Origin of the sequence: Pseudomonas sp. N2-3-1-14, from assembly GCF_041228395.1 — a bacterium.
GTDB lineage: Bacteria > Pseudomonadota > Gammaproteobacteria > Pseudomonadales > Pseudomonadaceae > Aquipseudomonas.
In genome coordinates, this window is record NZ_CP166199.1 from 1,053,385 (window position 1) to 1,080,378 (window position 26,994).

At 60.7% G+C, this 26,994-nt stretch carries 23 protein-coding genes; 16 read left to right on the plus strand and 7 right to left on the minus strand.

The features are described from left to right. Nucleotides 1-71: 71 nt before the first annotated feature. The 3 genes from AB5I78_RS04860 (at nt 72) to AB5I78_RS04870 (ending at nt 2,034) form a co-directional block, all read left to right on the plus strand. Entirely contained in the window at nt 72-689 is a 618-nt protein-coding gene (locus AB5I78_RS04860) for a glutathione S-transferase N-terminal domain-containing protein (protein WP_106578651.1), read from the plus strand. A gap of 17 nt (nt 690-706) precedes the next feature. Next, nucleotides 707-1,126, plus strand: a complete 420-nt coding sequence (locus AB5I78_RS04865; protein ID WP_369302590.1) for a ClpXP protease specificity-enhancing factor — start codon at nt 707-709, stop codon at nt 1,124-1,126. A gap of 158 nt (nt 1,127-1,284) precedes the next feature. Continuing rightward, on the plus strand, nt 1,285-2,034 hold the full coding sequence (locus AB5I78_RS04870) for a FadR/GntR family transcriptional regulator (protein ID WP_159954236.1): 750 nt from the start codon (nt 1,285-1,287) through the stop codon (nt 2,032-2,034). Between the two features lie 162 nt (nt 2,035-2,196). On the opposite strand, the gene AB5I78_RS04875 is transcribed toward AB5I78_RS04870, so the two are convergent. Then, nucleotides 2,197-3,354 (minus strand): phospholipase, encoded by a 1,158-nt coding sequence (locus tag AB5I78_RS04875; RefSeq protein WP_369302591.1) that lies wholly within the window; start codon nt 3,352-3,354, stop codon nt 2,197-2,199. Between the two features lie 233 nt (nt 3,355-3,587). Here AB5I78_RS04875 and kdgD point away from each other — a divergent pair, with 233 nt between their 5' ends. The 5 genes from kdgD to AB5I78_RS04900 all read left to right on the plus strand — a co-directional run bounded on the left by kdgD (nt 3,588) and on the right by AB5I78_RS04900 (nt 10,203). Then, nucleotides 3,588-4,499 carry a 5-dehydro-4-deoxyglucarate dehydratase gene (kdgD, locus tag AB5I78_RS04880; RefSeq protein WP_064450699.1) on the plus strand — a complete coding sequence of 304 codons (912 nt, stop codon included), beginning with the start codon at nt 3,588-3,590 and terminating at the stop codon, nt 4,497-4,499. 54 nt (nt 4,500-4,553) lie between these two features. After that, complete coding sequence (locus tag AB5I78_RS04885) at nt 4,554-5,999, plus strand: aldehyde dehydrogenase family protein (RefSeq protein WP_017138260.1); 1,446 nt, start codon at nt 4,554-4,556, stop codon at nt 5,997-5,999. A gap of 162 nt (nt 6,000-6,161) precedes the next feature. Next, entirely contained in the window at nt 6,162-7,529 is a 1,368-nt protein-coding gene (locus AB5I78_RS04890; RefSeq protein ID WP_369302592.1) for an MFS transporter, read from the plus strand. Between the two features lie 11 nt (nt 7,530-7,540). Then, the gene (gene garD / locus AB5I78_RS04895) at nt 7,541-9,094 is read left to right on the plus strand and encodes a galactarate dehydratase (RefSeq protein ID WP_369302593.1); all 1,554 of its coding nucleotides are present in this window, start codon (nt 7,541-7,543) and stop codon (nt 9,092-9,094) included. A gap of 167 nt (nt 9,095-9,261) precedes the next feature. Further along, entirely contained in the window at nt 9,262-10,203 is a 942-nt protein-coding gene (locus tag AB5I78_RS04900) for an AEC family transporter (RefSeq protein ID WP_145165207.1), read from the plus strand. A gap of 109 nt (nt 10,204-10,312) precedes the next feature. Here the strand turns inward: AB5I78_RS04900 and AB5I78_RS04905 are convergent, their stop codons facing one another. The 6 genes from AB5I78_RS04905 to gatC all read right to left on the minus strand — a co-directional run bounded on the left by AB5I78_RS04905 (nt 10,313) and on the right by gatC (nt 15,539). Further along, nucleotides 10,313-10,696 carry a carboxymuconolactone decarboxylase family protein gene (locus AB5I78_RS04905; RefSeq protein ID WP_106578660.1) on the minus strand — a complete coding sequence of 128 codons (384 nt, stop codon included), beginning with the start codon at nt 10,694-10,696 and terminating at the stop codon, nt 10,313-10,315. Beyond that, nucleotides 10,693-11,739, minus strand: coding sequence for a calcium/sodium antiporter (locus tag AB5I78_RS04910; protein ID WP_145165304.1), 1,047 nt, complete (start codon nt 11,737-11,739; stop codon nt 10,693-10,695). The genes AB5I78_RS04905 and AB5I78_RS04910 overlap by 4 nt, the downstream gene beginning before the upstream one ends. Before the next feature lie 58 nt (nt 11,740-11,797). Continuing rightward, the gene (locus AB5I78_RS04915; RefSeq protein ID WP_145165205.1) at nt 11,798-12,169 is read right to left on the minus strand and encodes a septal ring lytic transglycosylase RlpA family protein; all 372 of its coding nucleotides are present in this window, start codon (nt 12,167-12,169) and stop codon (nt 11,798-11,800) included. Between the two features lie 158 nt (nt 12,170-12,327). After that, on the minus strand, nt 12,328-13,773 hold the full coding sequence (gene gatB / locus AB5I78_RS04920) for an Asp-tRNA(Asn)/Glu-tRNA(Gln) amidotransferase subunit GatB (RefSeq protein ID WP_369302594.1): 1,446 nt from the start codon (nt 13,771-13,773) through the stop codon (nt 12,328-12,330). A 10-nt stretch (nt 13,774-13,783) separates the two neighbouring features. After that, complete coding sequence (gatA, locus tag AB5I78_RS04925; RefSeq protein ID WP_242194709.1) at nt 13,784-15,235, minus strand: Asp-tRNA(Asn)/Glu-tRNA(Gln) amidotransferase subunit GatA; 1,452 nt, start codon at nt 15,233-15,235, stop codon at nt 13,784-13,786. A gap of 16 nt (nt 15,236-15,251) precedes the next feature. Further along, entirely contained in the window at nt 15,252-15,539 is a 288-nt protein-coding gene (gene gatC, locus AB5I78_RS04930) for an Asp-tRNA(Asn)/Glu-tRNA(Gln) amidotransferase subunit GatC (protein ID WP_003171764.1), read from the minus strand. Nucleotides 15,540-15,749: 210 nt separating this feature from the next. On the opposite strand from gatC, the gene mreB reads away from it, so the two are divergent. The 8 genes from mreB to tldD all read left to right on the plus strand — a co-directional run bounded on the left by mreB (nt 15,750) and on the right by tldD (nt 26,978). Continuing rightward, nucleotides 15,750-16,787: a rod shape-determining protein MreB gene (gene mreB / locus AB5I78_RS04935; protein WP_002555108.1), complete on the plus strand. Its 1,038-nt coding sequence runs from the start codon at nt 15,750-15,752 to the stop codon at nt 16,785-16,787. 139 nt (nt 16,788-16,926) lie between these two features. After that, nucleotides 16,927-18,066, plus strand: a complete 1,140-nt coding sequence (gene mreC / locus AB5I78_RS04940) for a rod shape-determining protein MreC (RefSeq protein ID WP_369302611.1) — start codon at nt 16,927-16,929, stop codon at nt 18,064-18,066. After that, nucleotides 18,066-18,554, plus strand: coding sequence for a rod shape-determining protein MreD (gene mreD, locus AB5I78_RS04945; RefSeq protein ID WP_017138250.1), 489 nt, complete (start codon nt 18,066-18,068; stop codon nt 18,552-18,554). Before mreC ends, mreD begins: the two co-directional genes overlap by 1 nt. 51 nt (nt 18,555-18,605) lie before the next feature. Continuing rightward, nucleotides 18,606-19,202, plus strand: coding sequence for a nucleoside triphosphate pyrophosphatase (locus AB5I78_RS04950; protein ID WP_242194705.1), 597 nt, complete (start codon nt 18,606-18,608; stop codon nt 19,200-19,202). A gap of 70 nt (nt 19,203-19,272) precedes the next feature. Continuing rightward, complete coding sequence (gene rng / locus AB5I78_RS04955; protein WP_010213134.1) at nt 19,273-20,730, plus strand: ribonuclease G; 1,458 nt, start codon at nt 19,273-19,275, stop codon at nt 20,728-20,730. Nucleotides 20,731-20,806: 76 nt separating this feature from the next. Next, nucleotides 20,807-24,622 carry a YhdP family protein gene (locus AB5I78_RS04960; protein ID WP_369302595.1) on the plus strand — a complete coding sequence of 1,272 codons (3,816 nt, stop codon included), beginning with the start codon at nt 20,807-20,809 and terminating at the stop codon, nt 24,620-24,622. A 48-nt stretch (nt 24,623-24,670) separates the two neighbouring features. After that, on the plus strand, nt 24,671-25,519 hold the full coding sequence (locus AB5I78_RS04965) for a carbon-nitrogen hydrolase family protein (protein ID WP_369302596.1): 849 nt from the start codon (nt 24,671-24,673) through the stop codon (nt 25,517-25,519). A 16-nt stretch (nt 25,520-25,535) separates the two neighbouring features. Then, complete coding sequence (gene tldD, locus AB5I78_RS04970) at nt 25,536-26,978, plus strand: metalloprotease TldD (RefSeq protein ID WP_145165191.1); 1,443 nt, start codon at nt 25,536-25,538, stop codon at nt 26,976-26,978. The last annotated feature ends 16 nt before the right edge of the window (nt 26,979-26,994 follow it).

Genomic DNA, 26,994 nt, shown 5'->3' on the forward strand with positions numbered 1-26,994 from the left:
ACTGCAGAGATGCTCTCTGGGCGCGCTCGTTTTTGAGCTTTCGATAATTTCAACAAGCGAGGAGGACCGCCATGGGCGTGACCAATCGGTTGGCCTGTTACTCCGACCCCGCCGACCACTATTCCCACCGAGTACGCATCGTGCTCGCAGAGAAGGGTGTCAGCGCCGAGATCATCAGTGTGGAGGTGGGACGTCATCCGCCGAAACTGATCGAAGTGAACCCTTACGGCAGCTTGCCCACCCTGGTCGATCGTGACCTGGCGTTGTGGGAGTCAACCGTGGTGATGGAATACCTGGATGAGCGTTACCCGCATCCGCCTTTGTTGCCGGTGTACCCGGTGGCGCGTGCCAACAGCCGCCTGCTGATCCATCGGATCCAGCGTGACTGGTGCGGGCTGGTGGATGTGATTCTGGATTCACGCAGTAAAGAAGCCGTTCGGGTGCAGGCGCGCAAGGAATTGCGTGAGAGCCTGACCGGTGTTTCGCCGCTGTTCGCCGACAAACCTTTTTTCCTCAGCGAGGAACAAAGCTTGGTGGATTGCTGCCTATTACCCATACTCTGGCGCTTGCCGATCCTGGGCATTGAACTGCCACGGCCGGCCAAGCCGTTGCTTGATTACATGGAGCGCCAGTTTGCGCGTGAGGCTTTCCAGGCGAGTCTGTCTGGTGTCGAACGCGATATGCGCTAAGGCTTAAGGAGCCGCTGATGAACTCCAGTCGACCCTATTTGGTCCGCGCGCTCTATGAGTGGATTGTGGACAACGATTGCACCCCGCACATGCTGGTCAACTCCGAATTTCCCAAGGTTGACGTGCCTCAAGGCTTTGCCAGTGACGGGCAGATTGTGCTGAACGTATCACCCAGTGCCGTGCGCCACCTGCACATGGACAACGAGGCTGTCAGCTTCGAAGGGCGTTTCGGCGGCGTGCCCCATACGCTGTTCGTGCCGATTGGCGCGATTCTCGGGATCTATGCTCGCGAGAATGGCCAAGGCATGGTGTTCGATCTGGAGTCGCCTTTCGAGGACGACGAATCGATTGAAGGCGAAGACGGTGATGATGTACCACCACCGGAATCCGAGCCACCGCGTCCAAGCGGCCGGCCGAGCCTGAAAGTGGTGAAGTAAGCGGCTTTCACCCTCGGGTGAGCCTGAAAAATGCCTCGACATGCGTCGGGGCATTTTTTTGCGCGAAGGATGTGGATGAAAGTCGCGACACAACAGTGATCGTACAACCGCCATGGGCTATGATGCGGGCTCAAGTTCGCCGAGAAAGATGGTTCATCATGGAAAACGCCAACACCGCCCCTCGTCTTCCCCGCAAGCGCCGCAGCCTTGCCCAGGAATTGGTCACGGTGTTGTCTGAGCAGATCCGCGACGGTCAACTCAAACGTGGCGATAAGTTGCCCACCGAGTCGGCCATCATGGAAGCCCATGGCGTCAGCCGCACGGTCGTGCGTGAGGCCATCTCGCGCTTGCAGGCGGCGGGGCAGGTCGAAACCCGTCACGGCATCGGCACCTTTGTGTTGGACACGCCAAGCCCGAGCGGTTTCCGGATTGATCCGGCCACGGTGGTTACGCTGCGCGATGTGCTGGCGATTCTGGAGCTGCGGATCAGCCTGGAAGTGGAGTCCGCCGGCCTTGCCGCGCTACGTCGCAGCGACGAGCAACTGGCCGCCATGCGTGCGGCGCTCGATGCCCTGAATGAAAGCGCGGCCCACGCCGGCGATGCGGTGGCGTCAGACTTCGCGTTCCACCTGGAAATTGCGCTGTCCACCGGCAACCGCTACTTCACCGACATCATGACCCACCTGGGCACCAGCATCATTCCGCGTACGCGCCTGAATTCAGCACGCCTGGCTCACGACGATCAGCAGCACTACATGGGCCGCCTGAGCCGCGAGCACGAAGAGATTTATGAGGCAATTGCCCGCCAGGATTCGGACGCTGCACGCGCCGCCATGCGCTTGCATTTGACCAACAGCCGAGAGCGACTGCGCCATGCCCACGAAGAGGCAGAAGCGCAGCGCGTTTAACCGGGCAACCGAGTGGTGTCGGGAGTAAATCGATCCAAGTGTGGGAGCGGGCTTGCCCGCGAATGCGGTGTGTCAGTCTGCACATGCATCAACTGAAAAACGCCTTCGCGAGCAAGCCCGCTCCCACATTTTGATCTCCTTGGCCTGGAGTTTTGCGTCTACTTAATTAGCCGGCTGATTGGGCTTGTAGTCCTTGAGCAGCAGATACGTACTCCAACCCCACCAATCATTGGTCCAGTGTTTGTCGTTCAAGTCATTCACGTCCTTGCGGCGCAGCACCTTGTCGCCTTCCATCTTGAACAGCGGCGAAAAGTTATTCGCCGGGTTCTGCGCTGCGTTCAAATCCGGCACATACAGCGGCGCCTTGAAGTTGGCCGGGGAGGGCGCCACGCCGCTGATAAAGGTCTCGAAGACCTCATCGGCCGAGGCCTGTACCGCCCGTTTGACCATCGCCCGATTGTCCGCGTCGATGGCATCGAAGTAGCGTTTATCCCCATAGGCATGCCATTGATCGCCCTTGGCGTTGCGCACCTTGAGCCCGAACTTGCTGTCCTCATCGTGCATGAAGCGGCTGATCAGCGAGCCCAGTTCGCCAGGCGTCACCACCGCCGCCAATTGCTTGCGCGGCACGCGCAAGTGGCCGGCGGAAAACAGGTCGGTCAAAAAGTGATCAGCAAAGCTGTTCATGGCGTAGGCCAATTCCAGTGCCTGATCGGTGCCGGTTTGATGGGCCGCGACCGCCTGTTGCAGTGCCGCCGTATGGCCAGCCAGATACGCTGACAGCGCCCATTCGCCGAAGTGGTCAGCGTTATCTGCGGCCAATTTCAGGTAGCGCCCCAGCGGAATCAATGCCGAAACGGCACTGCCGCCGCCGGTGATGCGGTTCCATTCCTCGGACAACGTATCACCCAGCGCGTCATAGGCTTCGTGCGGTTGTTTGCCGTCCTTGATCGCCTGGTTCACGGCGTTGATCTCCTTTTGCATCACCGCGAGGATTTTCCCGGCCTCTTCCCGCGAGGCTGGCAGCACCGCCAGCGAATTGAACGCTGCAGTAAAGCGCTGCACGCGATCGGCGGCGGACGCGCCGTCGCTGATCGGCTGGCCAGGAATGCCATAGAAGTCGCCGCCCAGCGCGATCACCTGACCATAGGTGAGCGCCAGCCCGTTGGGCAGGTGCAACTCGACTTGGTGGGCGGGAATCGCCGGGGCGTCTTTGACGAAACGCAACAGCGTGTCATCACCGATGGCGGTGTGCTCACCGCCTTCGAAGCGCAGGGTGGGTGGGTTTTTCTCGGGTGCTGCGAGTTTAAGACCTGACATGTTAGCTCCTTGCTATGTCGTAGGAATCTTCCGCAATAACTGTATGTATATACAGTTAAGCGGAGCATAGAGGATTAATTTCCTACGTCAAGAAAGCGCGTTTAAACACAGGGCTGGATGAAGCCCGATGAATTGCAGTTGACGAATCTTTTTATAGTTGTACGATGACGTACGACATCAACAAACCAACAACAACCTTTCGACAGAAAGTCTTCGCCCAGGGTGTTCGAATAATGAATCCACAAGAACTGAAGTCCATCCTCTCCCACGGTCTGCTGTCTTTCCCCGTGACCGATTTCAATGCGCAGGGTGACTTCCACCAGGCCGGCTACATCAAGCGTCTGGAATGGCTCGCCCCCTACGGCGCCACCGCCTTGTTCGCCGCCGGTGGCACTGGTGAGTTTTTCTCCCTGGCTGCCAGCGAATATTCCCAAGTGGTGAAGACCGCTGTTGATACCTGCGCCACCAGCGTGCCGATTCTCGCCGGTGTGGGTGGTTCGACCCGCCAGGCCATCGAGTACGCCCAAGAGGCTGAACGCCTCGGTGCCAAAGGCTTGCTGTTGCTGCCGCACTACCTGACCGAAGCCAGCCAGGACGGCGTCGCCGCCCACGTGGAAGCGGTGTGCAAGTCGGTCAAAATCGGCGTGGTGGTCTACAACCGCAACGTTTGCCGCCTGACTGCGCCTCTGCTGGAACGCCTGGCCGAGCGCTGCCCGAACCTGATCGGCTACAAAGACGGCCTGGGTGACATCGAGTTGATGGTGTCGATCCGCCGTCGCCTGGGTGACCGTTTCAGCTACCTCGGCGGCCTGCCGACTGCAGAGGTTTACGCCGCTGCCTACAAGGCCCTGGGCGTGCCGGTGTACTCCTCGGCGGTATTCAACTTCATCCCGAAAACTGCGATGGACTTCTACCACGCGATTGCCAAGGACGATCACGCCACCGTCGGCAAGATCATCGACAACTTCTTCCTGCCTTACCTCGACATCCGCAACCGTAAGGCGGGCTATGCCGTGAGCATCGTCAAGGCCGGGGCAAAAATCGCCGGCTATGACGCAGGCCCTGTGCGCACGCCGCTGACCGACCTGCTGCCGGAAGAATACGAAGCCCTGGCCGCGCTGATCGACAAGCAAGGTCCGCAGTAACTTATCAACAAGGCCGCTGAGAGATCAGCGGCCTTTTGCGTCAGGAGAAGATTTGTGTCCCAAGCCAAACGTTTTGAGAACTACATCAACGGCGAGTGGGTGGCCGGTGCCGATTACTGCAACAACATCAATCCGTCGGAGTTGTCCGATGTCATCGGCGAATATGCCAAGGCTGACGTAGCTCAAGTCAACGCCGCCATCGATGCCGCGCGTGCCGCCTTCCCGGCCTGGTCCACCTCCGGCATCCAGGCTCGCCACGATGCGCTGGACAAAGTCGGCAGTGAAATCCTCGCCCGCCGTGAAGAACTCGGCACCCTGCTGGCCCGTGAAGAGGGCAAGACCCTGCCCGAAGCCATCGGCGAAGTGACCCGCGCCGGTAACATTTTCAAGTTCTTCGCCGGTGAATGCCTGCGCCTGTCCGGTGACTACGTGCCGTCCGTGCGCCCGGGCGTCAATGTGGAAGTCACCCGTGAAGCCCTGGGTGTGGTCGGCTTGATCACCCCGTGGAACTTCCCGATTGCGATCCCCGCCTGGAAAATTGCCCCGGCCCTGGCCTACGGCAACTGCGTGGTGATCAAACCCGCCGAACTGGTGCCGGGCTGCGCCTGGGCCCTGGCCGAGATCATCTCCCGCGCCGGCTTCCCCGCCGGTGTGTTCAACCTGGTGATGGGCAGCGGCCGCGTGGTTGGCGACGTATTGGTCAATAGCCCGAAAGTCGATGGCATCAGCTTTACCGGTTCGGTCGGCGTGGGCCGTCAGATCGCCGTCAGCTGTGTGTCGCGCCAGGCCAAAGTGCAGTTGGAAATGGGCGGCAAGAACCCGCAGATCATCCTCGACGACGCCGACCTCAAGCAGGCCGTCGAGCTGTCGGTACAGAGCGCGTTCTACTCCACCGGCCAGCGTTGCACCGCCTCCAGCCGCTTGATCGTCACCGCCGGTATCCACGACCAGTTCGTTGCGGCCATGGCTGAGCGCATGAAGTCGATCAAAGTCGGCCACGCGCTGAAAAGCGGCACCGACATCGGCCCGGTCGTTTCCCAGGCCCAGCTGGACCAGGACATGAAGTACATCGACATCGGCCAAAGCGAAGGTGCGCGGCTGGTCAGCGGTGGCGGCCTGGTGACCTGCGACACCGAAGGCTACTACCTGGCGCCGACGCTGTTTGCCGACAGCGAAGCCGCCATGCGCATCAGCCGTGAAGAGATCTTCGGCCCCGTGGCCAACGTGGTGCGCGTAGCGGATTACGAGGCGGCGCTGGCCATGGCCAACGACACCGAATTCGGCCTGTCGGCGGGCATTGCCACCACCTCGCTCAAGTACGCCAACCACTTCAAGCGCCACTCCCAGGCCGGGATGGTGATGGTCAACCTGCCGACTGCCGGTGTGGATTACCACGTGCCGTTCGGTGGCCGTAAGGGCTCCTCGTATGGTTCGCGCGAGCAAGGTCGCTACGCGCAAGAGTTCTACACCGTGGTGAAGACCAGCTACATCGGTTCGTAACTCGTAACACCCGTGGGAACCGGCTTGTGTGGGAGCTGGCTTGCCTGCGATAGCGTTGATACACCGCTATCGCAGGCAAGTCAGCTCCCACAGAAAGCGGTTCCTGCACTTAAAACAGAAATGCTTACCCGCAAAAAAAATAATTAGTGGGAGTACATCTTCATGCAAGCGACCAAGCCGACCCACGTCCGCTATTTGATCCTGCTCATGCTGTTTCTGGTGACCACGATCAACTACGCCGACCGGGCCACTATCGCCATCGCCGGCTCCAGCCTGCAAAAAGACCTCGGTATCAGCGCGGTCACCCTCGGTTATATCTTCTCCGCATTCGGTTGGGCCTACGTGGCCGGGCAAATCCCCGGTGGCTGGTTGCTGGACCGGTTCGGCTCGAAAAAAGTCTATGCCCTGAGCATCTTCACCTGGTCGCTGTTCACCATTCTGCAAGGCTATGTCGGCGAGTTTGGCGTTTCCACCGCGATCGTCGCGCTGTTTATGCTGCGCTTTCTGGTGGGCTTGGCGGAAGCGCCGTCGTTCCCCGGTAATGCGCGCATTGTGGCCGGCTGGTTCCCCACCGCCGAACGCGGTACGGCTTCGGCGATCTTCAACTCGGCGCAATACTTCGCCACGGTACTGTTCGCGCCGCTGATGGGCTGGATCGTCTACACCTTCGGCTGGCAGCACGTGTTTATCGTGATGGGCGGGATTGGCGTGCTGTTCTCGCTGATCTGGCTGAAAATTATCCACAGCCCGCGCCAGCACCCGATGATCAACGAGGCCGAACTCAAGTACATCTGCGAGAACGGTGCAATGGTCGACATGGATCAGGAGAAGACCAAGGGCCAGAAACCCGACGGTCCGAAGTGGGACTACATCCGCCAGCTGCTGACCAACCGCATGATGCTCGGTGTGTACCTGGGCCAGTACTGCATCAATGGCATCACCTATTTCTTCCTGACCTGGTTCCCGGTGTACCTGGTGCAGGAGCGTGGCATGACCATCCTCAAGGCGGGGTTCATTGCTTCTCTGCCGGCCATCTGCGGGTTTGTCGGCGGGGTGTTGGGTGGTTTGATTTCCGATTACCTGCTGCGCAAAGGCCATTCCCTGACGTTTGCGCGCAAGGCGCCGATCATTGGCGGGTTGCTGGTGTCGTGCAGCATCGTGGCGTGCAACTACGTGGATATCGAATGGATGGTGGTGGGCTTCATGGCGCTGGCCTTCTTCGGTAAAGGCGTTGGCGCACTGGGTTGGGCGGTGGTGTCTGACACCTCGCCGAAACAAATCGCCGGCCTCAGTGGCGGTCTGTTCAATATGTTTGGCAACCTGGCCTCCATCAGCACACCGATTGTGATCGGCTACATCATCGCCACCACCGGCTCGTTCAAGTGGGCCCTGGTGTTCGTCGGCGCCAACGCCTTGCTGGCGGTGTTCAGCTACTTGGTGATCGTCGGCCCGATCAAGCGTGTGGTGCTCAAAGAGCCGCCCAGCAGCAAAGGGCCTGAGCTGACCCAATTTATCCAAGCGCATTCCTGAGGGGCGATGTAATGCAGTTGATTGAACATGCCGACTCGCCGCGCTCGATCCGTTTGCACGAGCGCGACAACGTAGTGATCGTGGTCAACGATCAAGGCGTACCGGCCGGGACCGAGTTCCCGGACGGCCTGGTGACTGTGGACTTCATCCCGCAGAGCCACAAGGTGACCCTGGAAGATATCCCTGAAGGCGGTCAGATTATTCGCTACGGGCAGACCATTGGTTACGCCCTGGCGCCGATTCCACGTGGCAGTTGGGTGCAGGAAGACCAACTGCGCATGCCCACCGCACCACCGCTGGACAGCCTGCCGCTGTCTACCGAAGTGCCTGAAACCCAGGCGCCGCTGGAAGGTTTTACGTTTGAGGGTTACCGCAACGCCGACGGCACCGTGGGCACGCGCAATATTCTGGGCATCACCACCACGGTGCAGTGCGTCACCGGTGTGCTGGACCATGCGGTCAAGCGCATCAAGGATGAGTTGCTGCCCAAATACCCGAACGTCGATGACGTGGTGGCGCTGACCCACAGCTACGGCTGTGGCGTGGCGATCACGGCAACAGACGCGTACATCCCGATCCGCACCGTGCGCAACCTGGCGCGCAACCCGAACCTGGGTGGCGAAGCGCTGGTGATCAGCCTGGGCTGCGAGAAGCTGCAGGCCGGGCAGGTGATGCACGACAACGACAGTTCTGTCGACCTCAGCGAGCCGTGGCTGTATCGGCTGCAGGATTCCAGCCATGGGTTTACCGAGATGATCGAACAGATCATGGGCCTGGCCGAAATCCGCTTGAAAAAACTCGACCAGCGCCGTCGCGAAACCGTGCCGGCATCGGAGCTGATTCTGGGCATGCAGTGCGGCGGCAGTGATGCGTTTTCCGGCATTACCGCCAACCCGGCGCTGGGGTTTGCCTCGGATCTGCTGTTGCGGGCCGGGGCGACGGTGATGTTTTCCGAAGTGACTGAAGTGCGTGACGCCATTTACCTGCTGACCGCTCGTGCCCAGAGCAAAGACGTGGCCCAAGCGCTGGTCAGGGAAATGGACTGGTACGACCGCTACCTGGCCAAAGGCGAGGCGGACCGCAGCGCCAATACCACGCCGGGCAACAAGAAGGGTGGGTTGTCGAATATCGTCGAGAAGTCCCTGGGCTCCATCGTCAAGTCGGGCAGCAGCGCGATCACTGGCGTGCTTGGCCCGGGCGAGCGTTTCACGGGCAAAGGCCTGATCTTTTGCGCCACGCCAGCCAGTGATTTTGTCTGCGGCACCTTGCAACTGGCGGCCGGGATGAACCTGCATGTGTTCACCACCGGGCGTGGCACGCCGTATGGGCTGGCGATGGCGCCGGTGGTGAAGGTCTCGACGCGTACGGAATTGGCGCAGCGCTGGCCGGACCTGATCGATATCGACGCCGGACGCATCGCCACCGGGCGTGCGAGCATTGAGGAACTGGGCTGGGAGTTGTTCCACTTCTACTTGGATGTGGCCAGCGGCAAGAAGCAGACGTGGGCGGAGCAGCATAAGCTGCACAACGACATTACGTTGTTCAACCCGGCGCCCATCACCTGAGACCGACGCGGCCCCTGTGGGAGCAGGCAAGCCAGCTCCCACATTTGATTTGTGAATACCTTCAAATGTGGGAGGGGGCTTGCCCCCGAAGGCGGCCTACCAGACGCCGCACAGCCGCATGGCTTATCATTAGCCACCTGACGACACCCACCAAGGTTCTCCCCGGCATGCTGGCTATCTTCCTCACCACCCTCACCATCACCGCGCCGGTGTTTGCCATGCTGTTTCTGGGTGTGCTGCTCAAGCGCATCAACTGGATCAACGACAACTTTATCCACACCGCCTCCTCCCTTGTTTTCAACGTGACCATGCCGGCGCTGCTGTTCCTGGGCATCCTGCACGCCGACCTGCACGCGGCGCTCAAGCCGGGTCTGCTGATCTACTTTGCTGTCGCCACCTTGCTGAGCTTTGCATTGGCGTGGGGCTGGGCGATCTATCGTTGCCCGCGCGTAGACCGCGGTATCTACACTCAGGGTGCGTTTCGCGGTAACAACGGCGTGATCGGCCTGGCGCTGGCGGCCAGCATGTATGGCGACTACGGCATTTCCCTGGGCGCGATCCTCGCGGCGCTGGTGATTCTGTTCTACAACACCCTGTCGACCATCGTGCTGGCGGTGTACAGCCCGGTGATCAAGTCCGATCCGTGGAGCATCTTCAAAAGCGTGGTGGCCAACCCGCTGATCATCAGCGTGATTGCGGCCGCACCGTTCGCGATTTTCAAGATCGGCCTGCCGGGATGGCTGGAGTCGTCCGGGCAATACCTGGCGGACATGACCTTGCCGCTGGCATTGATCTGCATCGGCGGCACCTTGTCGCTGGCGGCCTTGCGCAAAAGCGGAAGCATGGCCCTGAGTGCCAGCCTGGTGAAGATGATCGGTTTGCCGCTAGTTGCGACGCTGGGCGCATGGCTGCTGGGCTTCAGGGGCCCGGAGCTGGGGATTCTGTTTTTGTACTTTGGCGCACCGACCGCGGCGGCGAGTTTTGTCATGGCCAGGGCGGCCGAGGGCAATCATGAGCTGGCGGCGGCGATTATTGTGATTACGACCTTGATGGCGGCGGTGACCACCAATATCGGGATATTTGTGTTGCAGGCGGGTGGCTGGATCTGAAGGTTGTGGTGGGGTTGAGGGCCAATCGCAGGCAAGCCAGCTCCCACCGTTTGATCTGTGAATACAGTCATAAGTGGGAGCTGGCTTGCCTGCGATGACTATCCAGCCGTCACGGCTTATCCGCCTGATACGCCTCAATCACTTCCTGCGCCGCCCGAAACGCATCAATCGCTGCCGGCACGCCGGCATACACCGCGCAATGCAGCAGTGCTTCGCGAATCTCTTCCACTGTGCAGCCATTGTTCAGCGCGCCGCGCACGTGGCCCTTGAGTTCCTGCGGGCACTTGAGGGCGGTGAGGGCGGCCAGTGTGATCAGGCTGCGCGTCTTCAACGGCAGGCCTTCGCGGTTCCACACGCTGCCCCATGCATGCTCATTGACGAAATCCTGCAGCGGTTGGGTGAACTCGGTGGCATTGCCCAGGGCGCGGTCGACGAACACATCGCCCATGACCTGGCGACGCATTTCAACCCCGGACTTTTTCTGTTCGGTCATTGCGATTCCCTCTTGTGTTGGCGGCGCCAGGCTTGCAGCGAGGTGAACAACACAAACGCGACCAGCGCTGGCAGGACGTAATACAGCATCAATTGTTCAAGCCGGGTGGCCAGCGGCATGCCGAAGGTGAACGACACCACATGCAGCCCGTACGCCAGATACAACCCCAGAAACACCAGGCCTTCAGCGCGCGTGACACGGTAGCCGCTGTAGAACACCGGCAGGCATAACACCACCACGCCGAGCATCACCGGCAAGTCGAAATCCAGTGCGTTGGGCGACACCGACAAAGGTGAGGGCGCCACCAGCGCGGTGAACCCCAGCACGCCGAGCAGGTTGAACAGGTTGCTGCCGATCACGTTGCCCACGGCAATTTCGCGCTCGCCGCGCAATGCGGCAATCAGCGAGGTAGCCAGGCACGGCAGCGAGGTGCCGACACCGATCAGCGTCAGGCCGATGATGCGTTCGGACAGGCCCAGGTCGCTTGCCACATCCACCGCTGCGCCCAGCAGCAAATGCCCGGCCAGCACCAGAATCAACAACCCGCCCAGCATCAACAACGCGCTGCTCAGCCAGGGCGCGCGGGCCACCGTGTCCAGCGTGCGCGGACGGCGAGAATGGCGGGTCTGGTAGTGCAACACACCGAGGTAGGCTATCAGCGCAACCACTAAAAAGAGGCCGTCGAGCGGTGTCAGTTCTTCATTGGCGGCCAGGGTAAACACCAAGAGGCCGGCGAAGATCATCACCGGAATGTCCAGACGCACCAGCTGCCGAGAGACGCGCAGCGGAATGATCAACGCCGCCAGGCCCAGGGTGACGAGGGTGTTGAAGATACTGCTGCCGATGACGCTGCCCACGGCGATATCGGTATTGCCGGCCAGGGTGGCCTGCAGGCTGACGGTCATCTGCGGCGCACTGCTGCCGAAAGCGACGATGCTCAAGCCGATAATCAGTGGCCGCACCTTGAGGCTGGCTGCCAGGCGCACGGCGGCACGCACCAGGATTTCGGCGCCGACGATCAGCAACACCAGGCCGCTGATCAGTTCGATCAGGCTCCAGGGCGAGAGGGCGGTTAATCCGAAAATGGCCAGGGCTCCTTTATCAGTTGCTCAGCGCCTGCACGCGAACCCGTGCAGTGCCGCTGCCCAGCATACCGAGTTGTTCGGCAGCCTTGCGTGAAACGTCGATCAGGCGCCCACGGGTATGCGGGCCGCGATCATTGATGCGCACGACCACGGATCTGTTGTTGTTGAGATTGGTCACCTTGACCTGAGTGCCGAAGGGCAGACGCCGATGGGCGGCGGTCAGGGTGTTCTGGTTGAAGGGTTCACCGCTGGCAGTCTTGTTGCCATGGTGCTTGGCGCCGTAATAGGAGGCGGTGCCGGTTTCGTCGTAGCCGTTGGGGTCGATGAGGCCGCTGGCGCAACCGGCCAGCGCAGAGAACAGGGCCAGGAGGCCGAGTAGACGCTTCACTTTAAGTAAGTCCCCATTATAAATGTGGGAGCTGGCTTGCCTGCGATGCAGGTACCTCGGTGTTTCAGTTGCACCGAGGCGATACTATCGCAGGCAAGCCAGCGCCCACATGGGTCCGAGTTGGGTAGGAAATCCCGCCCGGACCCTTTCACCGCGAATCAGCCTTCGAGCTTGCTTTTCAGCAATTCGTTCACCTGTTGCGGGTTGGCCTTGCCTTTGGAGGCTTTCATCGCCTGGCCGACAAAGAAGCCGAACATTTTGCCGCGCTTGGCTTCGTCTGCGGCGCGGTATTGCTCGACCTGTTCGGCGTTGGCCGCCAGCATTTCATCGAGCACGGCCGAGATCGCGCCGCTGTCGGTGACTTGCTTGAGGCCGCGCTTCTCGATGATCTCATCGGCGCTGCCTTCGCCTGCGGCCATGGCTTCAAACACGGTCTTGGCGATTTTGCCGGAGATGGTGTTGTCCTTGATGCGCAGCAGCATGCCGCCCAGTTGCTCGGCGGTGACAGGGGCTTCGTCGATTTCCAGGCCCTGTTTGTTCAACAGGCTGCCCAGCTCAACCATCACCCAGTTGGCCGCCAACTTGGCGTCGCCGGCAATGCTCACGACTTTTTCGAAGTAGTTGGCTTGCTCGCGGCTGGAGGCCAGCACGCTGGCGTCGTAGACCGACAGGCCGAACTGCGCCTGGAAGCGCTCGCGTTTGTGCTGCGGCAATTCCGGCAGGGTGGCGCGGATGTCATTGAGGAACGAATCCTCAAGCACCACCGGCAACAGGTCCGGATCGGGGAAGTAACGGTAGTCGTTGGCTTCCTCTTTGCTGCGCATGGCGCGGGTTTCGTCTTTGTTCGGGTCGTACAGGCGGGTTTGCTGGATGACCTTGCCGCCGTCTTCGATCAGGTCGATCTGGCGACGCACTTCGCTGTTGATCGCCTTTTCGATGAAGCGGAACGAGTTGACGTTCTTGATCTCGCAGCGGGTGCCGAACTCGACCTGGCCCTTGGGGCGGATCGACACGTTGCAGTCGCAACGCAGCGAGCCTTCGGCCATGTTGCCGTCGCAGATGCCCAGGTAACGCACCAGCGCGTGGATCGTCTTGACGTAGGCCACGGCTTCCTTGGCGCTGCGCATGTCCGGCTCGGACACGATTTCCAGCAACGGCGTGCCGGCACGGTTCAAGTCGATGCCGGTAGCGCCCGGGAATTCTTCATGCAGGCTCTTGCCGGCGTCTTCTTCCAAGTGCGCGCGGGTCACGCCGACACGTTTGATGGTGCCGTCTTCCAGTGGGATGTCCAGGTAGCCCTTGCCGACAATCGGCAGTTCCATCTGGCTGATCTGGTAGCCCTTGGGCAGGTCCGGGTAGAAGTAGTTCTTGCGCGCGAACACGTTGTGCTGGCCGATCTCGGCATCAATCGCCAGGCCAAACATCACCGCCATGCGCACCGCTTCCTGGTTCAGCACCGGCAGCACGCCGGGCATGCCCAGGTCTACCAGGCTGGCCTGGGTGTTGGGCCCTGCGCCGAACGTGGTGGCGCTACCGGAGAAAATCTTCGATTGGGTGGCGAGCTGGGTATGAATCTCCAGCCCGATCACAACTTCCCATTGCATAGTGTTCTCCTCAGAAGCCGGTAGGGGTGCGAGTGTGCCAGTCGGTGTTCAACTGGTACTGGTGCGCCACATTGAGCAGGCGGCCTTCCTGGAAATACGGGGCGAGCAATTGCACACCGACCGGCAGGCCATCGACGAAACCGGCGGGCATGGACAAGCCCGGCAAGCCCGCGAGGTTGGCGGTGATGGTGTACAGGTCTTCCAGGTACTCGGCGATCGGGTCGCCGGTCTTGGCGCCGATCTTCCAGGCCGGGTTCGGCGTGGTTGGGCCGAGGATCACGTCGACTTCTTCGAAGGCGGCCATGAAGTCGTTCTTGACCAGGCGACGGATTTTCTGCGCCTTGAGGTAGTACGCGTCGTAGTAGCCGGCGGACAGGGCGTAGGCACCGACCATGATCCGACGTTGGACTTCGGCGCCGAAGCCTTCGCCGCGCGAGCGTTTGTACAGGTCTTCGAGGCCTTTCGGGTTTTCACAGCGATAGCCGAAGCGCACGCCGTCGAAACGCGACAGGTTGGAAGAGGCTTCTGCCGGTGCGATCACGTAGTAGGCAGGAATCGCGTGCTGGTTGTTCGGCAGGCTGATTTCCTTGATCACGGCGCCGAGCTGTTCCAGCGTCTTGACGCTGTTGTGCACCAGTTCGGCAATACGCGGGTCGAGGCCGGCGCTGAAATACTCTTTCGGCACGCCGATACGCAGGCCTTTGAGCGAGGTATTGAGGCTGGCGCTGTAGTCCGGCACCGGTTCGTCAATGCTGGTGGAGTCCTGCTTATCAAACCCGGCCATACCTTGTAACAAAATTGCGCAGTCTTCAGCGGTGCGTGCCAGCGGGCCGCCCTGATCCAGGCTGGAGGCGTAGGCGATCATGCCCCAACGCGAAACACGACCGTAGGTCGGCTTCAAACCGGTGAGGTTGGTGAACGCGGCGGGCTGACGGATCGAGCCGCCGGTGTCGGTAGCGGTAGCCGCCGGCAGGAAGCGCGCGGCAACGGCGGCAGCCGAACCACCGGACGAACCGCCTGGCACGTGATCCAGGTTCCACGGGTTTTTCACGGCGCCGTAGTAGCTCGATTCGTTGGCAGAACCCATGGCGAATTCGTCCATGTTGGTCTTGCCCAGGGTCACTGCGCCCGCGGCGGCCAGCTTGGATACCACGGTGGCATCGTAGGGCGCTTTGAAGTTGTCGAGCATCTTCGAGCCGCAGCTGGTGCGAATGCCCTGGGTGCAGAACAGGTCTTTGTGGGCGATTGGTGCGCCCAGCAGTGCGCCATTCTCACCGTTGGCGCGACGTACGTCGGCGGCCTTGGCCTGGCTCAGGGCCAGCTCTTGGGTGAGGCTGATGAAGCTGTTGACCTTCGGATCAAGCTCGGCGATGCGCGCAAGCAGGGTCTTGGTCAGCTCTTCGGAAGAAAACTTTTTGTCGGCGAGACCGCGGGCGATCTCGGCCAGAGTCATGTGATGCATGAAAGGCTCTTTCCCTTTAGTCGATGACTTTCGGAACCAGGTACAGGCCGTTTTCGACCGCTGGCGCGATGGACTGGTAGGCCTCGCGATTATTTCGCTCGGTCACAACGTCTGCGCGCAGGCGCTGGCTGGCTTCCAGCGGGTGAGCCAGGGGCTCGATGCCGTCGGTATTGACGGCCTGCATTTGGTCAACCAGCCCGAGAATGCTGTTCAGGGCTGCGGTGGTCTGTGGAAGATCGGCTTCATTCAGGCCAAGCGAGGCCAGATGAGCGATTTTTTCCACGTCGGAGCGTTCAAGCGCCATGGGATTCTCCAGTGGAAAACAGAACGGAGGGCGTCCGTGTGTTAGATTGTCGGAACACTACCGCATTTCTACGGTCATATGGCCGCGATTGTGGGGGTTGGTGCACAGAAAGTCGGCCAATTTAGCACATTGGCGCCTTGCCCAAAATCCCTGTCGTTGTTAGAGTTTGCCGCACTTTTTTACCCACGCGTTGCCTAGGGTCCTTTCCCCATGTTCAAGAAACTGCGTGGCATGTTTTCCAGCGATCTTTCCATTGACCTGGGCACTGCCAACACCCTTATTTACGTGCGCGAGCGCGGTATCGTTCTGAATGAGCCATCGGTTGTGGCCATTCGGACCCATGGTAATCAGAAAAGTGTCGTTGCCGTTGGCACCGAGGCCAAGCGCATGCTCGGCCGAACACCAGGCAACATCGCTGCCATTCGTCCGATGAAGGACGGCGTGATCGCCGACTTCAGCGTCTGCGAGAAGATGCTGCAGTACTTCATCAACAAGGTTCACGAAAACAGTTTCCTGCAGCCCAGCCCTCGTGTGCTGATCTGCGTTCCGTGCAAGTCCACCCAGGTTGAGCGTCGTGCCATCCGTGAATCGGCCCTTGGCGCCGGTGCCCGCGAAGTATTCCTGATCGAAGAGCCTATGGCTGCCGCTATCGGCGCCGGCCTGCCGGTCGAAGAAGCGCGTGGTTCGATGGTGGTGGATATCGGTGGTGGTACCACTGAAATCGCCCTGATTTCCCTGAACGGTGTGGTGTACGCCGAATCCGTGCGCGTAGGCGGCGACCGTTTCGATGAAGCGATCATTACCTATGTGCGTCGTAACTACGGCAGCTTGATCGGCGAATCCACCGCCGAGCGCATCAAGCAAGAAATCGGCACCGCTTACCCGGGCGGCGAAGTTCGCGAAGTTGATGTTCGCGGTCGCAACCTGGCCGAAGGCGTTCCACGTGCTTTCACCCTGAACTCCAATGAAGTGCTGGAAGCTCTGCAAGAGTCCCTGGCCACCATCGTTCAGGCAGTGAAGAGCGCTCTGGAACAATCGCCTCCGGAGCTGGCTTCCGACATCGCCGAGCGTGGCCTGGTGCTGACCGGTGGTGGCGCCTTGCTGCGCGACCTCGACAAGCTGCTGGCCCAGGAAACAGGCCTGCCGGTGATCGTCGCCGAAGACCCGCTGACCTGCGTCGCCCGTGGTGGTGGCCGTGCACTGGAAATGATGGATAAACACACCATGGACCTGCTTTCCAGCGAATAAGATTGCCGGAATGGTTCATGCTTCGCCCGCAGGCAGCACTTTGCAGTGCTGCCTGTTGGCGTTTATCTTCTTCAATCTGCATCCAGGCCGGTTTGATGCCGTATGAATAAAGAGAACATTTGCCCGGGAGGAGCGGCTTATTAAACCGCTTTTCGCCAAAGGCCCCTCATTGGGCGTGCGCTTATTGGTGCTGGTCGTGCTTTCGGTCGCGCTGATGGTGGTCGATGCCCGCTTTGCACTGCTCAAGCCCGTGCGTAGCCAGATGTCGCTGGTGTTGATGCAGACTTACTGGATCACCGACCTGCCGCAACGGCTCTATCAGGGCGTGGCCAGCCAATTCGGCAGCCGCACCGAGCTTGTCGCCGAGAACGAAAAACTCAAGACTGAAAACCTGCTGTTGCAGGGGCGCATGCAAAAGCTGGCGGCCCTCACCGAGCAGAACGTTCGGCTGCGCGAGTTGCTTAACTCTTCGGCATTGGTCAACGAGAAGGTCGAAGTGGCCGAGTTGATCGGCATGGACCCCAACCCCTTTACCCATCGCATCATCATCAACAAGGGTGAGCGCGACGGTGTGGTCCTGGGTCAACCGGTGCTCGACGCCCGTGGCCTGATGGGCCAGGTGGTCGAGTTGATGCCCTACACTTCGCGCGTATTACTGCTGACGGACACCACCCACAGCATTCCGGTGCAGGTCAACCGCAACGGCTTGCGCGCGATTGCCAGCGGTACCGGTAACCCGGAGCGTCTTGAGTTGCGCCATGTGGCCGACACTGCCGACATCAAGGAAGGCGACCTGTTGGTCAGTTCCGGCCTGGGTCAGCGGTTCCCCGCGGGTTACCCGGTAGCGACGGTCAAGGAAGTCATCCACGATTCCGGCCAGCCGTTCGCCATTGTGCGTGCGGTACCGACGGCGGCCTTGAACCGTAGCCGTTACCTGTTGCTGGTGTTCAGCGACAACCGTACGCCGGAAGAGCGTGCCAACGACGCTGCCCAGGCGCAGGAAGCAGAAGACAAGCAGAACGGCACCGCGCCGGTCATTCCTGCTACGGTGCCAAAACCAGCTTTCGTGGGGCCGCCTGCACCTGCGGCGACCTCGGTCGCGCCAGTGGCGACGCCCGTCAAACCTGCGGCCCACAGCGCTCGCCCGGCCAAACCGGCTGCGGCCAAGCCATCGGTCACCACGCCGGCCGCCACCGCGCCAGCGGCTAAACCGCCTGCCACGTCGGCAACCCGACCAGCGGCCGCAGCGCCGGCAACCACGCGGCAGAGGGAGGAATAATGGCCGGTACGCATTCGCGCAATGGCTGGATCGTCTGGCTGACCTTCGCCATCGGCTTGCTGCTCAGCGTTTCGCCGTTGCCGCAGTTCATGGAAATCCTGCGACCGCTCTGGCTCGCCTTGCTCCTGGCGTTCTGGTCGCTGACCTTGCCGCACAAGGTAGGCATGGTCACGGCGATGTGCCTGGGCTTGGCGGAAGACGTGCTCTATGGCACCTTGCTGGGCCAGAACGCGCTGATCCTGACCCTGATTACTTTCCTGGTGCTGTCATTGCAGCAGCGGTTGCGCATGTTCCCGATGTGGCAGCAGTGCCTGGTGATCCTGGTGATCTTCGGCCTGGCGCAGTTGGTGCAACTGTGGCTCAGCGCCTTGACTGGTAACCGCCAGCCGACCCTGGCCCTGGTGTTGCCGGCCCTGGTCAGTGCGTTGCTGTGGCCTTGGGTCAGCTTCGGCCTGCGTGGTTTACGTCGCCGCTATAAAATCAATTGAATGGATTGCGAGGCTCTGCCTGGTTATCGAACCCTACAGGGAGAGTCTGCAATGAATTCGCTTTATCTGGCCTCGGGCTCCCCAAGGCGGCGTGAACTGCTGACGCAGATCGGTGTGCCTTTCACCGTGGTCAGCGCCGCCATTGATGAAACTCCTCTTACAAACGAATCCGCCGTTGCCTACGTCGAGCGCCTTGCGCACGGCAAGGCCACGGCGGGTTTTGCTGTGCTTGAAAAGACTGCCGGCGCCTGCGTGCTGGGCGCCGACACGGCCGTGATCGTTGATGGTCAGATCCTTGGCAAACCGGTTGACCAGGCCGACGCCCTGGCGATGTTGATGGCCCTGTCGGGACGCGAGCATGAAGTTCTCACCGCCATTGCCGTCACCGACGGCGAGCGCAGCGAAACTCGATGTGTGAGCAGCCGGGTACGTTTTCGCGCTATTTCTGTCGAGGAGGCTACAACCTACTGGCGCAGCGGCGAACCTCAGGACAAGGCGGGCGGCTATGCTATCCAGGGGCTTGGATCAGTGTTTGTCGCCGGGCTCAATGGCAGCTATTCCGCCGTGGTAGGCCTGCCTGTGTGCGAAACCGCGCAACTGCTTGGTCAATTCGGCATACCCTGTTGGCAAAACCTTACCGCGCGCTGAACGCCGTATTCCAGCGCCAAGCCTTAAGCGATCGGTCACTATTGTGAAAACGCCTGAACGAGACCCAGCCATGAGTGAAGAGATTCTGATCAATATCACGCCGATGGAATCGCGCGTGGCGGTGGTAGAGAACGGTGTTCTGCAAGAAGTGCACGTCGAGCGCACCCAGAAGCGCGGCATTGTCGGCAATATCTATAAAGGCAAAGTGGTGCGCGTGTTGCCGGGCATGCAGGCGGCATTCGTCGACATCGGCCTGGACCGCGCCGCGTTTATCCATGCATCGGAAATCTCCCTGCGCGAAGGCCCTGCGGTTGAAAGCATCAGCGCGCTGGTACACGAAGGGCAGAGCCTGGTGGTGCAAGTCACCAAGGACCCGATCGGTTCCAAGGGCGCGCGGCTGACCACTCAACTGTCGATTCCTTCGCGTTACCTCGTGTACATGCCGCGCACTGCGCATGTCGGTATTTCTTTGAAAATCGAAGACGAAGCCGAGCGTGAGCGCCTGAAAAAGGTGGTCAGCGACTGCGTGGCTGCCGAGGGCATTAAGGAAGCGGGTGGTTTTATCCTGCGCACGGCCGCAGAAGGCGCCGGCGCCGATGAAATCCTCATGGACATCAGGTACCTGCGGCGCTTGTGGGACCAGATCGGCGCACAGATCAAAACCATTGGCGCGCCGAGCGTGATCTATGAAGACCTTGGCCTCGCGCTGCGTACGTTGCGCGATTTGGTCAGCCCGAAAATCGAGAAAATTCGCATCGACTCGCGGGAAACCTTCCAGCGCACCACACAATTTGTCGCCGAATTGATGCCGGAAATAGCCGACCGCCTCGAGCATTACCCCGGCGAGCGGCCGATCTTCGATCTTTATGGCGTCGAAGACGAAATCCAGAAAGCCCTGGAGCGTAAAGTGCCGCTCAAATCCGGCGGCTATCTGGTCGTGGACCCGGCAGAGGCCATGACCACCATTGACGTCAATACCGGCGCGTTTGTCGGCCACCGCAATCTCGAAGAGACCATCTTCAAGACCAACCTCGAAGCCGCCACCGCGATTGCCCGCCAACTGCGCCTGCGCAACCTGGGTGGCATCATCATCATTGACTTCATCGACATGGAAGACGAAGAGCACCAGCGCCAGGTGCTGCGTACCCTCGAGAAGCAACTGGAGCGCGATCACGCCAAAACCAACATCATCGGCATCACCGAGCTGGGCCTGGTGCAGATGACCCGCAAGCGTACCCGCGAAAGCCTTGAGCAAGTGCTCTGCGAACCCTGCAGCAGCTGCCAGGGGCGCGGCAAGCTGAAGACCCCGGAAACGGTTTGCTACGAGATTTTCCGCGAAATCTTACGGGAGGCACGCGCCTATCAAGCCGAAGGTTATAGAGTGCTCGCCAACCAGAAAGTCGTCGATCGGTTACTGGATGAAGAGTCTGGTAACGTCGCTGAACTGGAGGGTTTTATCGGGCGCACGATTCGCTTCCAGGTCGAAACCATGTATTCCCAGGAACAATATGACGTGGTGCTGCTCTGATCCCCAATCGCTTAATTTCTTCGAGAACGGCAGACCTTGATCTGCCGTCCGTCCACTGCTTTGAGGGTCGCCTGACATGGAGCGTCTGATACGCTTTTTTGCCGCTTTGACCCGTTGGGGCCTGGGCTTGTGTGCCTTGCTGCTGGTGTTGGCTGCGGTGTACGTGAGCCTGGGTCGTGAATTGACCCCGCTGGTGGCTGAATACCGCGCCGAAATCGAAGCCAAGGCTCAGGCTGCGGTGGACATGCCCGTGCAAATCGGCAGCCTTGAAGGCCGCTGGAGTGGTTTCGCTCCTGTGTTGCTGGCCCACGACGTGATGGTCGGCGAGGGCAGCAGTGCCTTGCGCCTGGACCAGGTTGAAGTGGTGCCGGATATCTGGGCCAGCCTGATGGCCCGCGAAGTGCGCATAGCCCACCTGGAAGTCAGCGGGCTACAGTTGAGCGTCAAGGAAGACAAGGACGGCCACTGGGCGCTCCAAGGCCTGCCGGTGCAAGATGATCAGCCGTTGGACCCTGAGCAGTTGCTGACGCGCATGCAGATGGTCAAGCGCGTGTCCTTGCTCGATAGCCAGGTCACGCTGCAACCGTTCGGCCAGGCGCCGCTGACCCTGACTTACGTGGGCCTGAGCCTGCACACCGGCGCCAATCGCCAGCGCCTCGATGCGCGCCTGACCCTGCCGGATGGCCAGCCACTGGCTGTAAACCTGCGTACCCGTATTCGCGCCAGCGCTTGGAAAGACGGTGAAGTCCAGGCTTACCTGAGCCTGCCGCAAAGCGACTGGGCCAAATGGATACCCGGCAGGCTGACCCAGCAATGGAATGTCACGCAGTTCAAGGCCGGCGGCGAATTCTGGCTGACCTGGGCCAAAGGCACCGTGCAAAGTGCGGTGGCGCGTCTGAACTCACCCCAGCTCAAAGGCAGCTACGCCGACCGCAAGCCGGTCCATATCGAAAACCTTGCCCTTACGGCTTACCTGCAACGCAGTGAAAGCGGCCTCAACGTGCTGTTTGACTCGCTGGCGATGAACATTGGTGAAACGCGCTGGGAGTCGCGCCTGCAATTGCAGCAAAGCCTGGCTACCGACAAGGATCTGGAAGTCTGGAAACTGCAGGCCGACCGCCTTGACCTGACGCCGATCACGCCGCTGCTGAATGCCTTGGCGCCCCTGCCGGAAGGCTTTGCCAAAACCGTCGAACACCTCAAGGCCACTGGCATGCTACGCAACGTGCTGGTGGATTTCCGTCCCCAGGATACGAGCGATCAGAAGGTCAGTTTTGCCGCCAACCTCGAGCGCATCGGGTTTGATGCCTACTTCGGCGCACCGGCTGCGCGCAACGTATCCGGCAGTATCCGCGGCGACTTGGGGCACGGTGAGTTGCGCATGGACAGCAAGGACTTCTCCTTGCACCTGTACCCGATCTTTGCCAAACCGTGGCAGTACATCCAGGCCAATGCACGCCTGACCTGGAAGCTGGATAAAGAAGGTTTCACCCTGATCGCCCCCTACATCAAGGTGCTCGGCGAAGAAGGCAAGGTTGCGGCAGACTTCCTGATTCGTCTGCATTTCGACCATAGCCAGGAAGACTATATGGACCTGCGGGTCGGCATGGTCGATGGCGATGGCCGTTTTACACCCAAGTATTTGCCGGCGGTATTGAGCCCATCGCTGGATGAGTGGTTGCGCACAGCGATTCTCAAAGGCGCGGTTGACCAAGGTTTCTTCCAGTACCAAGGTTCGCTGAACCATGACGCGCTGCCGGCTGCACGCAATATCAGCCTGTTCTTCAAGGTGCACGATGCCGAACTGGCGTTCCAGCCAGGCTGGCCGCATGTGAGCAAGGTCAATGGTGAAGTGTTTGTCGAGGAGAGCGGCGTGCGCATCCTGGCGAGCAAGGGCCAATTGCTCGACACCAAGGTCAAGGACGTTTACGTCAATATTCCTCACGCGCCAGCCGGTAAAGACAGTCATCTGCTGATCACCGGTGGATTCGCAGGTGGCCTGGGGGATGGCTTGAAGATCCTTCAGGACGCGCCGATCGGCACTGGCTCGACGTTTGCCGGCTGGAAAGGCGAGGGCGACCTGCAAGGCAAGCTGGACCTGGATATTCCGCTGGTCAAAGGCACCGAACCCAAGATCGTGGTGGACTTCCAGACCGACAAGTCCCGCCTGCAATTGGCCGAGCCGACTCTGGACTTGAGCCAGCTCAAGGGCGATTTTCGCTTCGACAGCACCAAGGGGCTGAGTGGCCAGAACATCTCCGCCCAGGCGTTTGATCGTCCGATCACGGCGCAGATCGTTGCCGATGGCAAACCGGGCACTATCAGCACGCGTATCACCGCCAAGGGGCAGGTCACGGTCAAGCGCCTGACGGACTGGTTGAAAATTAGCCAGCCGCTGCCGGTGTCCGGCGATATCCCCTACCAATTGCAAGTGACACTGGACGGCGCCGACAGCCAACTGATGGTCAGTTCCAACATGAAAGGCGTAGCGGTCGATCTGCCCGCACCGTTTGGCATGCCCGCCAGCCAGGGGCGCGACAGCGTGTTCCGCATGACCTTGCAGGGGGCCGAGCGCCGCTACTGGTTCGATTATGGCGAGCTGGCGAGCTTCACCTTTGCGTCGCCTCCGGACAAATTCAATGAGGGTCGCGGGGAGTTGTTCCTGGGGGACGGTGATGCCGTGCTGCCAGCTGCCAAAGGCTTGCGCATTCGTGGCGTGCTGTCGGAGCTGGATATAGACCCGTGGAAAAAACTGGTCGACCGTTACGCCGGCAATGACCCGGGCGGCAATGCCAAGCAACTGCTCAGCGGTGCTGATTTCAAGGTGGGCAAGTTGAGCGGTTTTGGTACCCAATTTGACCAGGTCAACCTGCAACTTGACCGCAAACCGGCCGCATGGGGGTTGCAGTTCGACAGTCAGCAAGCCAAAGGTGCTGTGAACCTTCCGGATGCCAAGGGCGCGCCTATTGCAATCAACCTGCAGTACGTGAAATTGCCGGCGGTGGATCCGAAGGCACAGGCCGACGAAAACGCGCCAGACCCGTTGGCGGATGTCGACCCCAAGGACATTCCAGCACTGGATATCTCTATCAATCAACTGTTCCAGGGGCCGGACTTGGTGGGCGCCTGGTCACTGAAAGTACGGCCGACGGCCAAAGGCCTGGCCTTCAACAATCTGGACCTTGGCCTCAAAGGCATGCAGCTCAACGGCGCTGGTGGTTGGGAAGGCGCGCCGGGTGACAGCAGCAGTTGGTACAAAGGACGCCTGGATGGCAAGAACATCGCCGATGTGCTCAAAGGCTGGGGGTTCGCGCCGACGGTAACCAGTGAAGACTTCCATCTGGATGTGGACGGTCGCTGGCCGGGCTCGCCGGCTTGGGTCGGTCCCAAGCGTTTCTCCGGTAGCCTGGATGCAGCGTTCCGCAAAGGCCAGTTCGTTGAGGTCGAAGGTGGCGCGCAGGCTCTGCGGGTATTTGGCTTGCTGAATTTCAACTCCATCGGGCGCCGTTTGCGTCTGGACTTCTCGGACTTGCTTGGTAAAGGCTTGAGCTATGACCGGGTCAAAGGCTTGCTCGCGGCCAGCAATGGCGTGTTCGTGACGCGTGAACCCATCACCATGACCGGGCCTTCCACCAACCTGGAGCTCAACGGCACGCTGGACCTGGTAGCCGACCGCGTCGACGCCAAGCTGCTGGTCACGTTGCCGGTGACCAATAACCTGCCGATTGCCGCTTTGATTGTCGGTGCACCGGCCATTGGTGGCGCGCTATTTTTGATCGACAAGTTGATTGGCGATCGTGTTTCGCGTTTCGCCAGCGTGCAGTACAAGGTGCAAGGGCCATGGAAGGATCCAAAAATCACCTTCGACAAGCCATTTGAAAAACCAAACTGAGAGGCTGTGGAGTAGCATGGCCGCATGCCCTTTTCGGAGTGTCGGCCTATGTCCTTTGCGGTAATTCAGATGGTCAGCCAGAGCGATGTTCTGGCCAACCTGGCCCAGGCCAGGCGCTTGCTGGAGCAAGCGGCGGCGGGCGGCGCGAAGCTGGTGGTACTGCCGGAGAACTTCGCCGCCATGGGCCGTCGTGACGTAGCCGATCTCGGCCGCGCCGAAGCTTTGGGCGAAGGCCCGATCCTGCCGTGGTTGAAACAGACCGCTCGCGACCTCACCTTATGGATAGTGGCCGGTACTTTGCCGTTGCCGCCCAAGGACCAACCCAATGCCAAGTCCAACGCTTGCTCGCTGCTGATCGATGATCAGGGCGAAATCGTCGCCCGTTACGACAAGCTGCACTTGTTCGATGTGGATGTAGCGGATGCGCGGGGTCGTTATCGCGAATCTGACGACTATGCTTTCGGGAGCAATGTGGTGGTAGCGGACACGCCGGTGGGGCGATTGGGCCTGACGGTGTGCTACGACCTGCGGTTCCCCGAGCTGTACAGCGAATTGCGCGCGGCCGGGGCTGAATTGATTGCCGCGCCCTCGGCCTTTACCGCGGTGACGGGCGCTGCACATTGGGACGTACTGATTCGGGCGCGAGCCATTGAAACCCAGTGTTACTTGCTGGCAGCTGCCCAAGGCGGCGTACACCCAGGCCCACGGGAAACCTTTGGCCACGCAGCGATTGTCGACCCTTGGGGGCGCGTGCTGACACAACAGGATCAGGGCGAAGCGGTGTTGTTGGCCGAACGCGATAGCAATGAACAAGCGTCGATACGGGCGCGCATGCCGGTGGTCAACCATCGGCGCTTTTTCTCGCAGGGCGCGCAGCGGCCTGCTTCGGAACGATGAATTTAAGGCCAAACCTATGAGCGAGTTGTTGTCCTCAGTCAGTGAACACCTCCTGGCACCCGGTGGCGTGACCATCGAAAGCTTGCAAACCGTGCTCGGCGACCTAGCCGGGCCAGGCATCGACGCGGCGGACCTGTATTTCCAGGGGCAGATTTCCGAGTCATGGGCCCTCGAAGACGGCATCGTCAAGGAAGGCAGTTTCAACCTTGACCAGGGCGTGGGCGTGCGTGCGCAATCCGGTGAAAAGACCGGGTTTGCCTACAGTAATGCCATCACTCTTGAAGCGCTGGGTCTAGCGGCCCGCGCAGCGCGCTCGATTTCCCGCGCTGGCCAGAACGGCACGGTGCAGGCGTTCAGTACCCAGGATGTGGCGCAGTTGTACGCGCCGGATAACCCTCTGGAAGTGATCAGCCGTGCGGAAAAGGTCGATTTGCTCAAGCGTATCGACGCCGCTACCCGTGCCCTCGACCCACGCATACAGCAAGTGACCGTGAGCATGGCCGGTGTGTGGGAACGCATTCTGGTAGCGTCCACCGACGGCGGGCTGGCGGCGGATGTACGGCCGTTGGTACGGTTTAATGTCAGCGTGATCGTTGAGCAGAATGGTCGCCGCGAGCGCGGTGGCCATGGCGGCGGCGGGCGTACCGACTACCGATATTTCCTTTCTGACGACCGCGCCATGGGCTATGCCCGCGAGGCGCTGCGCCAGGCGCTGGTTAACCTGGAAGCCATCCCTGCACCCGCCGGTACCTTGCCGGTGGTGTTGGGTTCGGGCTGGTCGGGGGTTTTGCTGCACGAAGCGGTGGGCCACGGCCTGGAAGGCGACTTCAATCGCAAGGGCAGTTCGGCCTACAGCGGGCGCATGGGCGAGATGGTCGCGTCCAAACTGTGCACCATTGTCGACGACGGCACCTTGGCGGGTCGCCGTGGTTCGTTGAGCGTTGATGACGAAGGCACGCCGACCGAGTGCACCACGCTGATTGAAAACGGTGTGCTCAAGGGCTACATGCAAGACAAACTCAATGCTCGCCTGATGGGCGTGGCGCGCACCGGTAACGGCCGTCGTGAGTCCTACGCGCACTTGCCGATGCCACGTATGACCAATACCTACATGCTCGGTGGCCAAAGCGATCCGGCGGAAATCATCGCCTCGGTCAAACGCGGGATCTACTGCGCCAACCTCGGCGGCGGCCAGGTGGATATCACCAGCGGCAAGTTTGTGTTCTCCACCAGCGAGGCGTACCTGATCGAAGACGGCAAGATTACCGCGCCGGTCAAAGGGGCGACGTTGATTGGTAACGGGCCGGAAGCCATGAGCAAGGTGTCGATGGTCGGTAACGACCTGTCGCTGGACAGCGGCGTGGGCACATGCGGCAAGGATGGGCAGTCGGTGCCGGTCGGCGTTGGCCAGCCAACCTTGAAGATTGATGCGATCACCGTGGGTGGCACGGGGTCGTAAGCGGTGGAGCTTCGGG

Bases quoted from the DNA above. Each gene is read 5' to 3' on its own strand.
- AB5I78_RS04860 (WP_106578651.1), top strand. From the start codon at position 72: ATGGGCGTGACCAATCGGTTGGCCTGTTACTCCGACCCCGCCGACCAC.
- AB5I78_RS04865 (WP_369302590.1), top strand. From the start codon at position 707: ATGAACTCCAGTCGACCCTATTTGGTCCGCGCGCTCTATGAGTGGATT.
- AB5I78_RS04870 (WP_159954236.1), top strand. From the start codon at position 1,285: ATGGAAAACGCCAACACCGCCCCTCGTCTTCCCCGCAAGCGCCGCAGC.
- AB5I78_RS04875 (WP_369302591.1), bottom strand. From the start codon at position 3,354: ATGTCAGGTCTTAAACTCGCAGCACCCGAGAAAAACCCACCCACCCTG.
- kdgD (WP_064450699.1), top strand. From the start codon at position 3,588: ATGAATCCACAAGAACTGAAGTCCATCCTCTCCCACGGTCTGCTGTCT.
- AB5I78_RS04890 (WP_369302592.1), top strand. From the start codon at position 6,162: ATGCAAGCGACCAAGCCGACCCACGTCCGCTATTTGATCCTGCTCATG.
- garD (WP_369302593.1), top strand. From the start codon at position 7,541: ATGCAGTTGATTGAACATGCCGACTCGCCGCGCTCGATCCGTTTGCAC.
- AB5I78_RS04900 (WP_145165207.1), top strand. From the start codon at position 9,262: ATGCTGGCTATCTTCCTCACCACCCTCACCATCACCGCGCCGGTGTTT.
- AB5I78_RS04905 (WP_106578660.1), bottom strand. From the start codon at position 10,696: ATGACCGAACAGAAAAAGTCCGGGGTTGAAATGCGTCGCCAGGTCATG.
- gatB (WP_369302594.1), bottom strand. From the start codon at position 13,773: ATGCAATGGGAAGTTGTGATCGGGCTGGAGATTCATACCCAGCTCGCC.
- gatA (WP_242194709.1), bottom strand. From the start codon at position 15,235: ATGCATCACATGACTCTGGCCGAGATCGCCCGCGGTCTCGCCGACAAA.
- gatC (WP_003171764.1), bottom strand. From the start codon at position 15,539: ATGGCGCTTGAACGCTCCGACGTGGAAAAAATCGCTCATCTGGCCTCG.
- mreB (WP_002555108.1), top strand. From the start codon at position 15,750: ATGTTCAAGAAACTGCGTGGCATGTTTTCCAGCGATCTTTCCATTGAC.
- mreD (WP_017138250.1), top strand. From the start codon at position 18,066: ATGGCCGGTACGCATTCGCGCAATGGCTGGATCGTCTGGCTGACCTTC.
- AB5I78_RS04950 (WP_242194705.1), top strand. From the start codon at position 18,606: ATGAATTCGCTTTATCTGGCCTCGGGCTCCCCAAGGCGGCGTGAACTG.
- rng (WP_010213134.1), top strand. From the start codon at position 19,273: ATGAGTGAAGAGATTCTGATCAATATCACGCCGATGGAATCGCGCGTG.
- AB5I78_RS04960 (WP_369302595.1), top strand. From the start codon at position 20,807: ATGGAGCGTCTGATACGCTTTTTTGCCGCTTTGACCCGTTGGGGCCTG.
- AB5I78_RS04965 (WP_369302596.1), top strand. From the start codon at position 24,671: ATGTCCTTTGCGGTAATTCAGATGGTCAGCCAGAGCGATGTTCTGGCC.
- tldD (WP_145165191.1), top strand. From the start codon at position 25,536: ATGAGCGAGTTGTTGTCCTCAGTCAGTGAACACCTCCTGGCACCCGGT.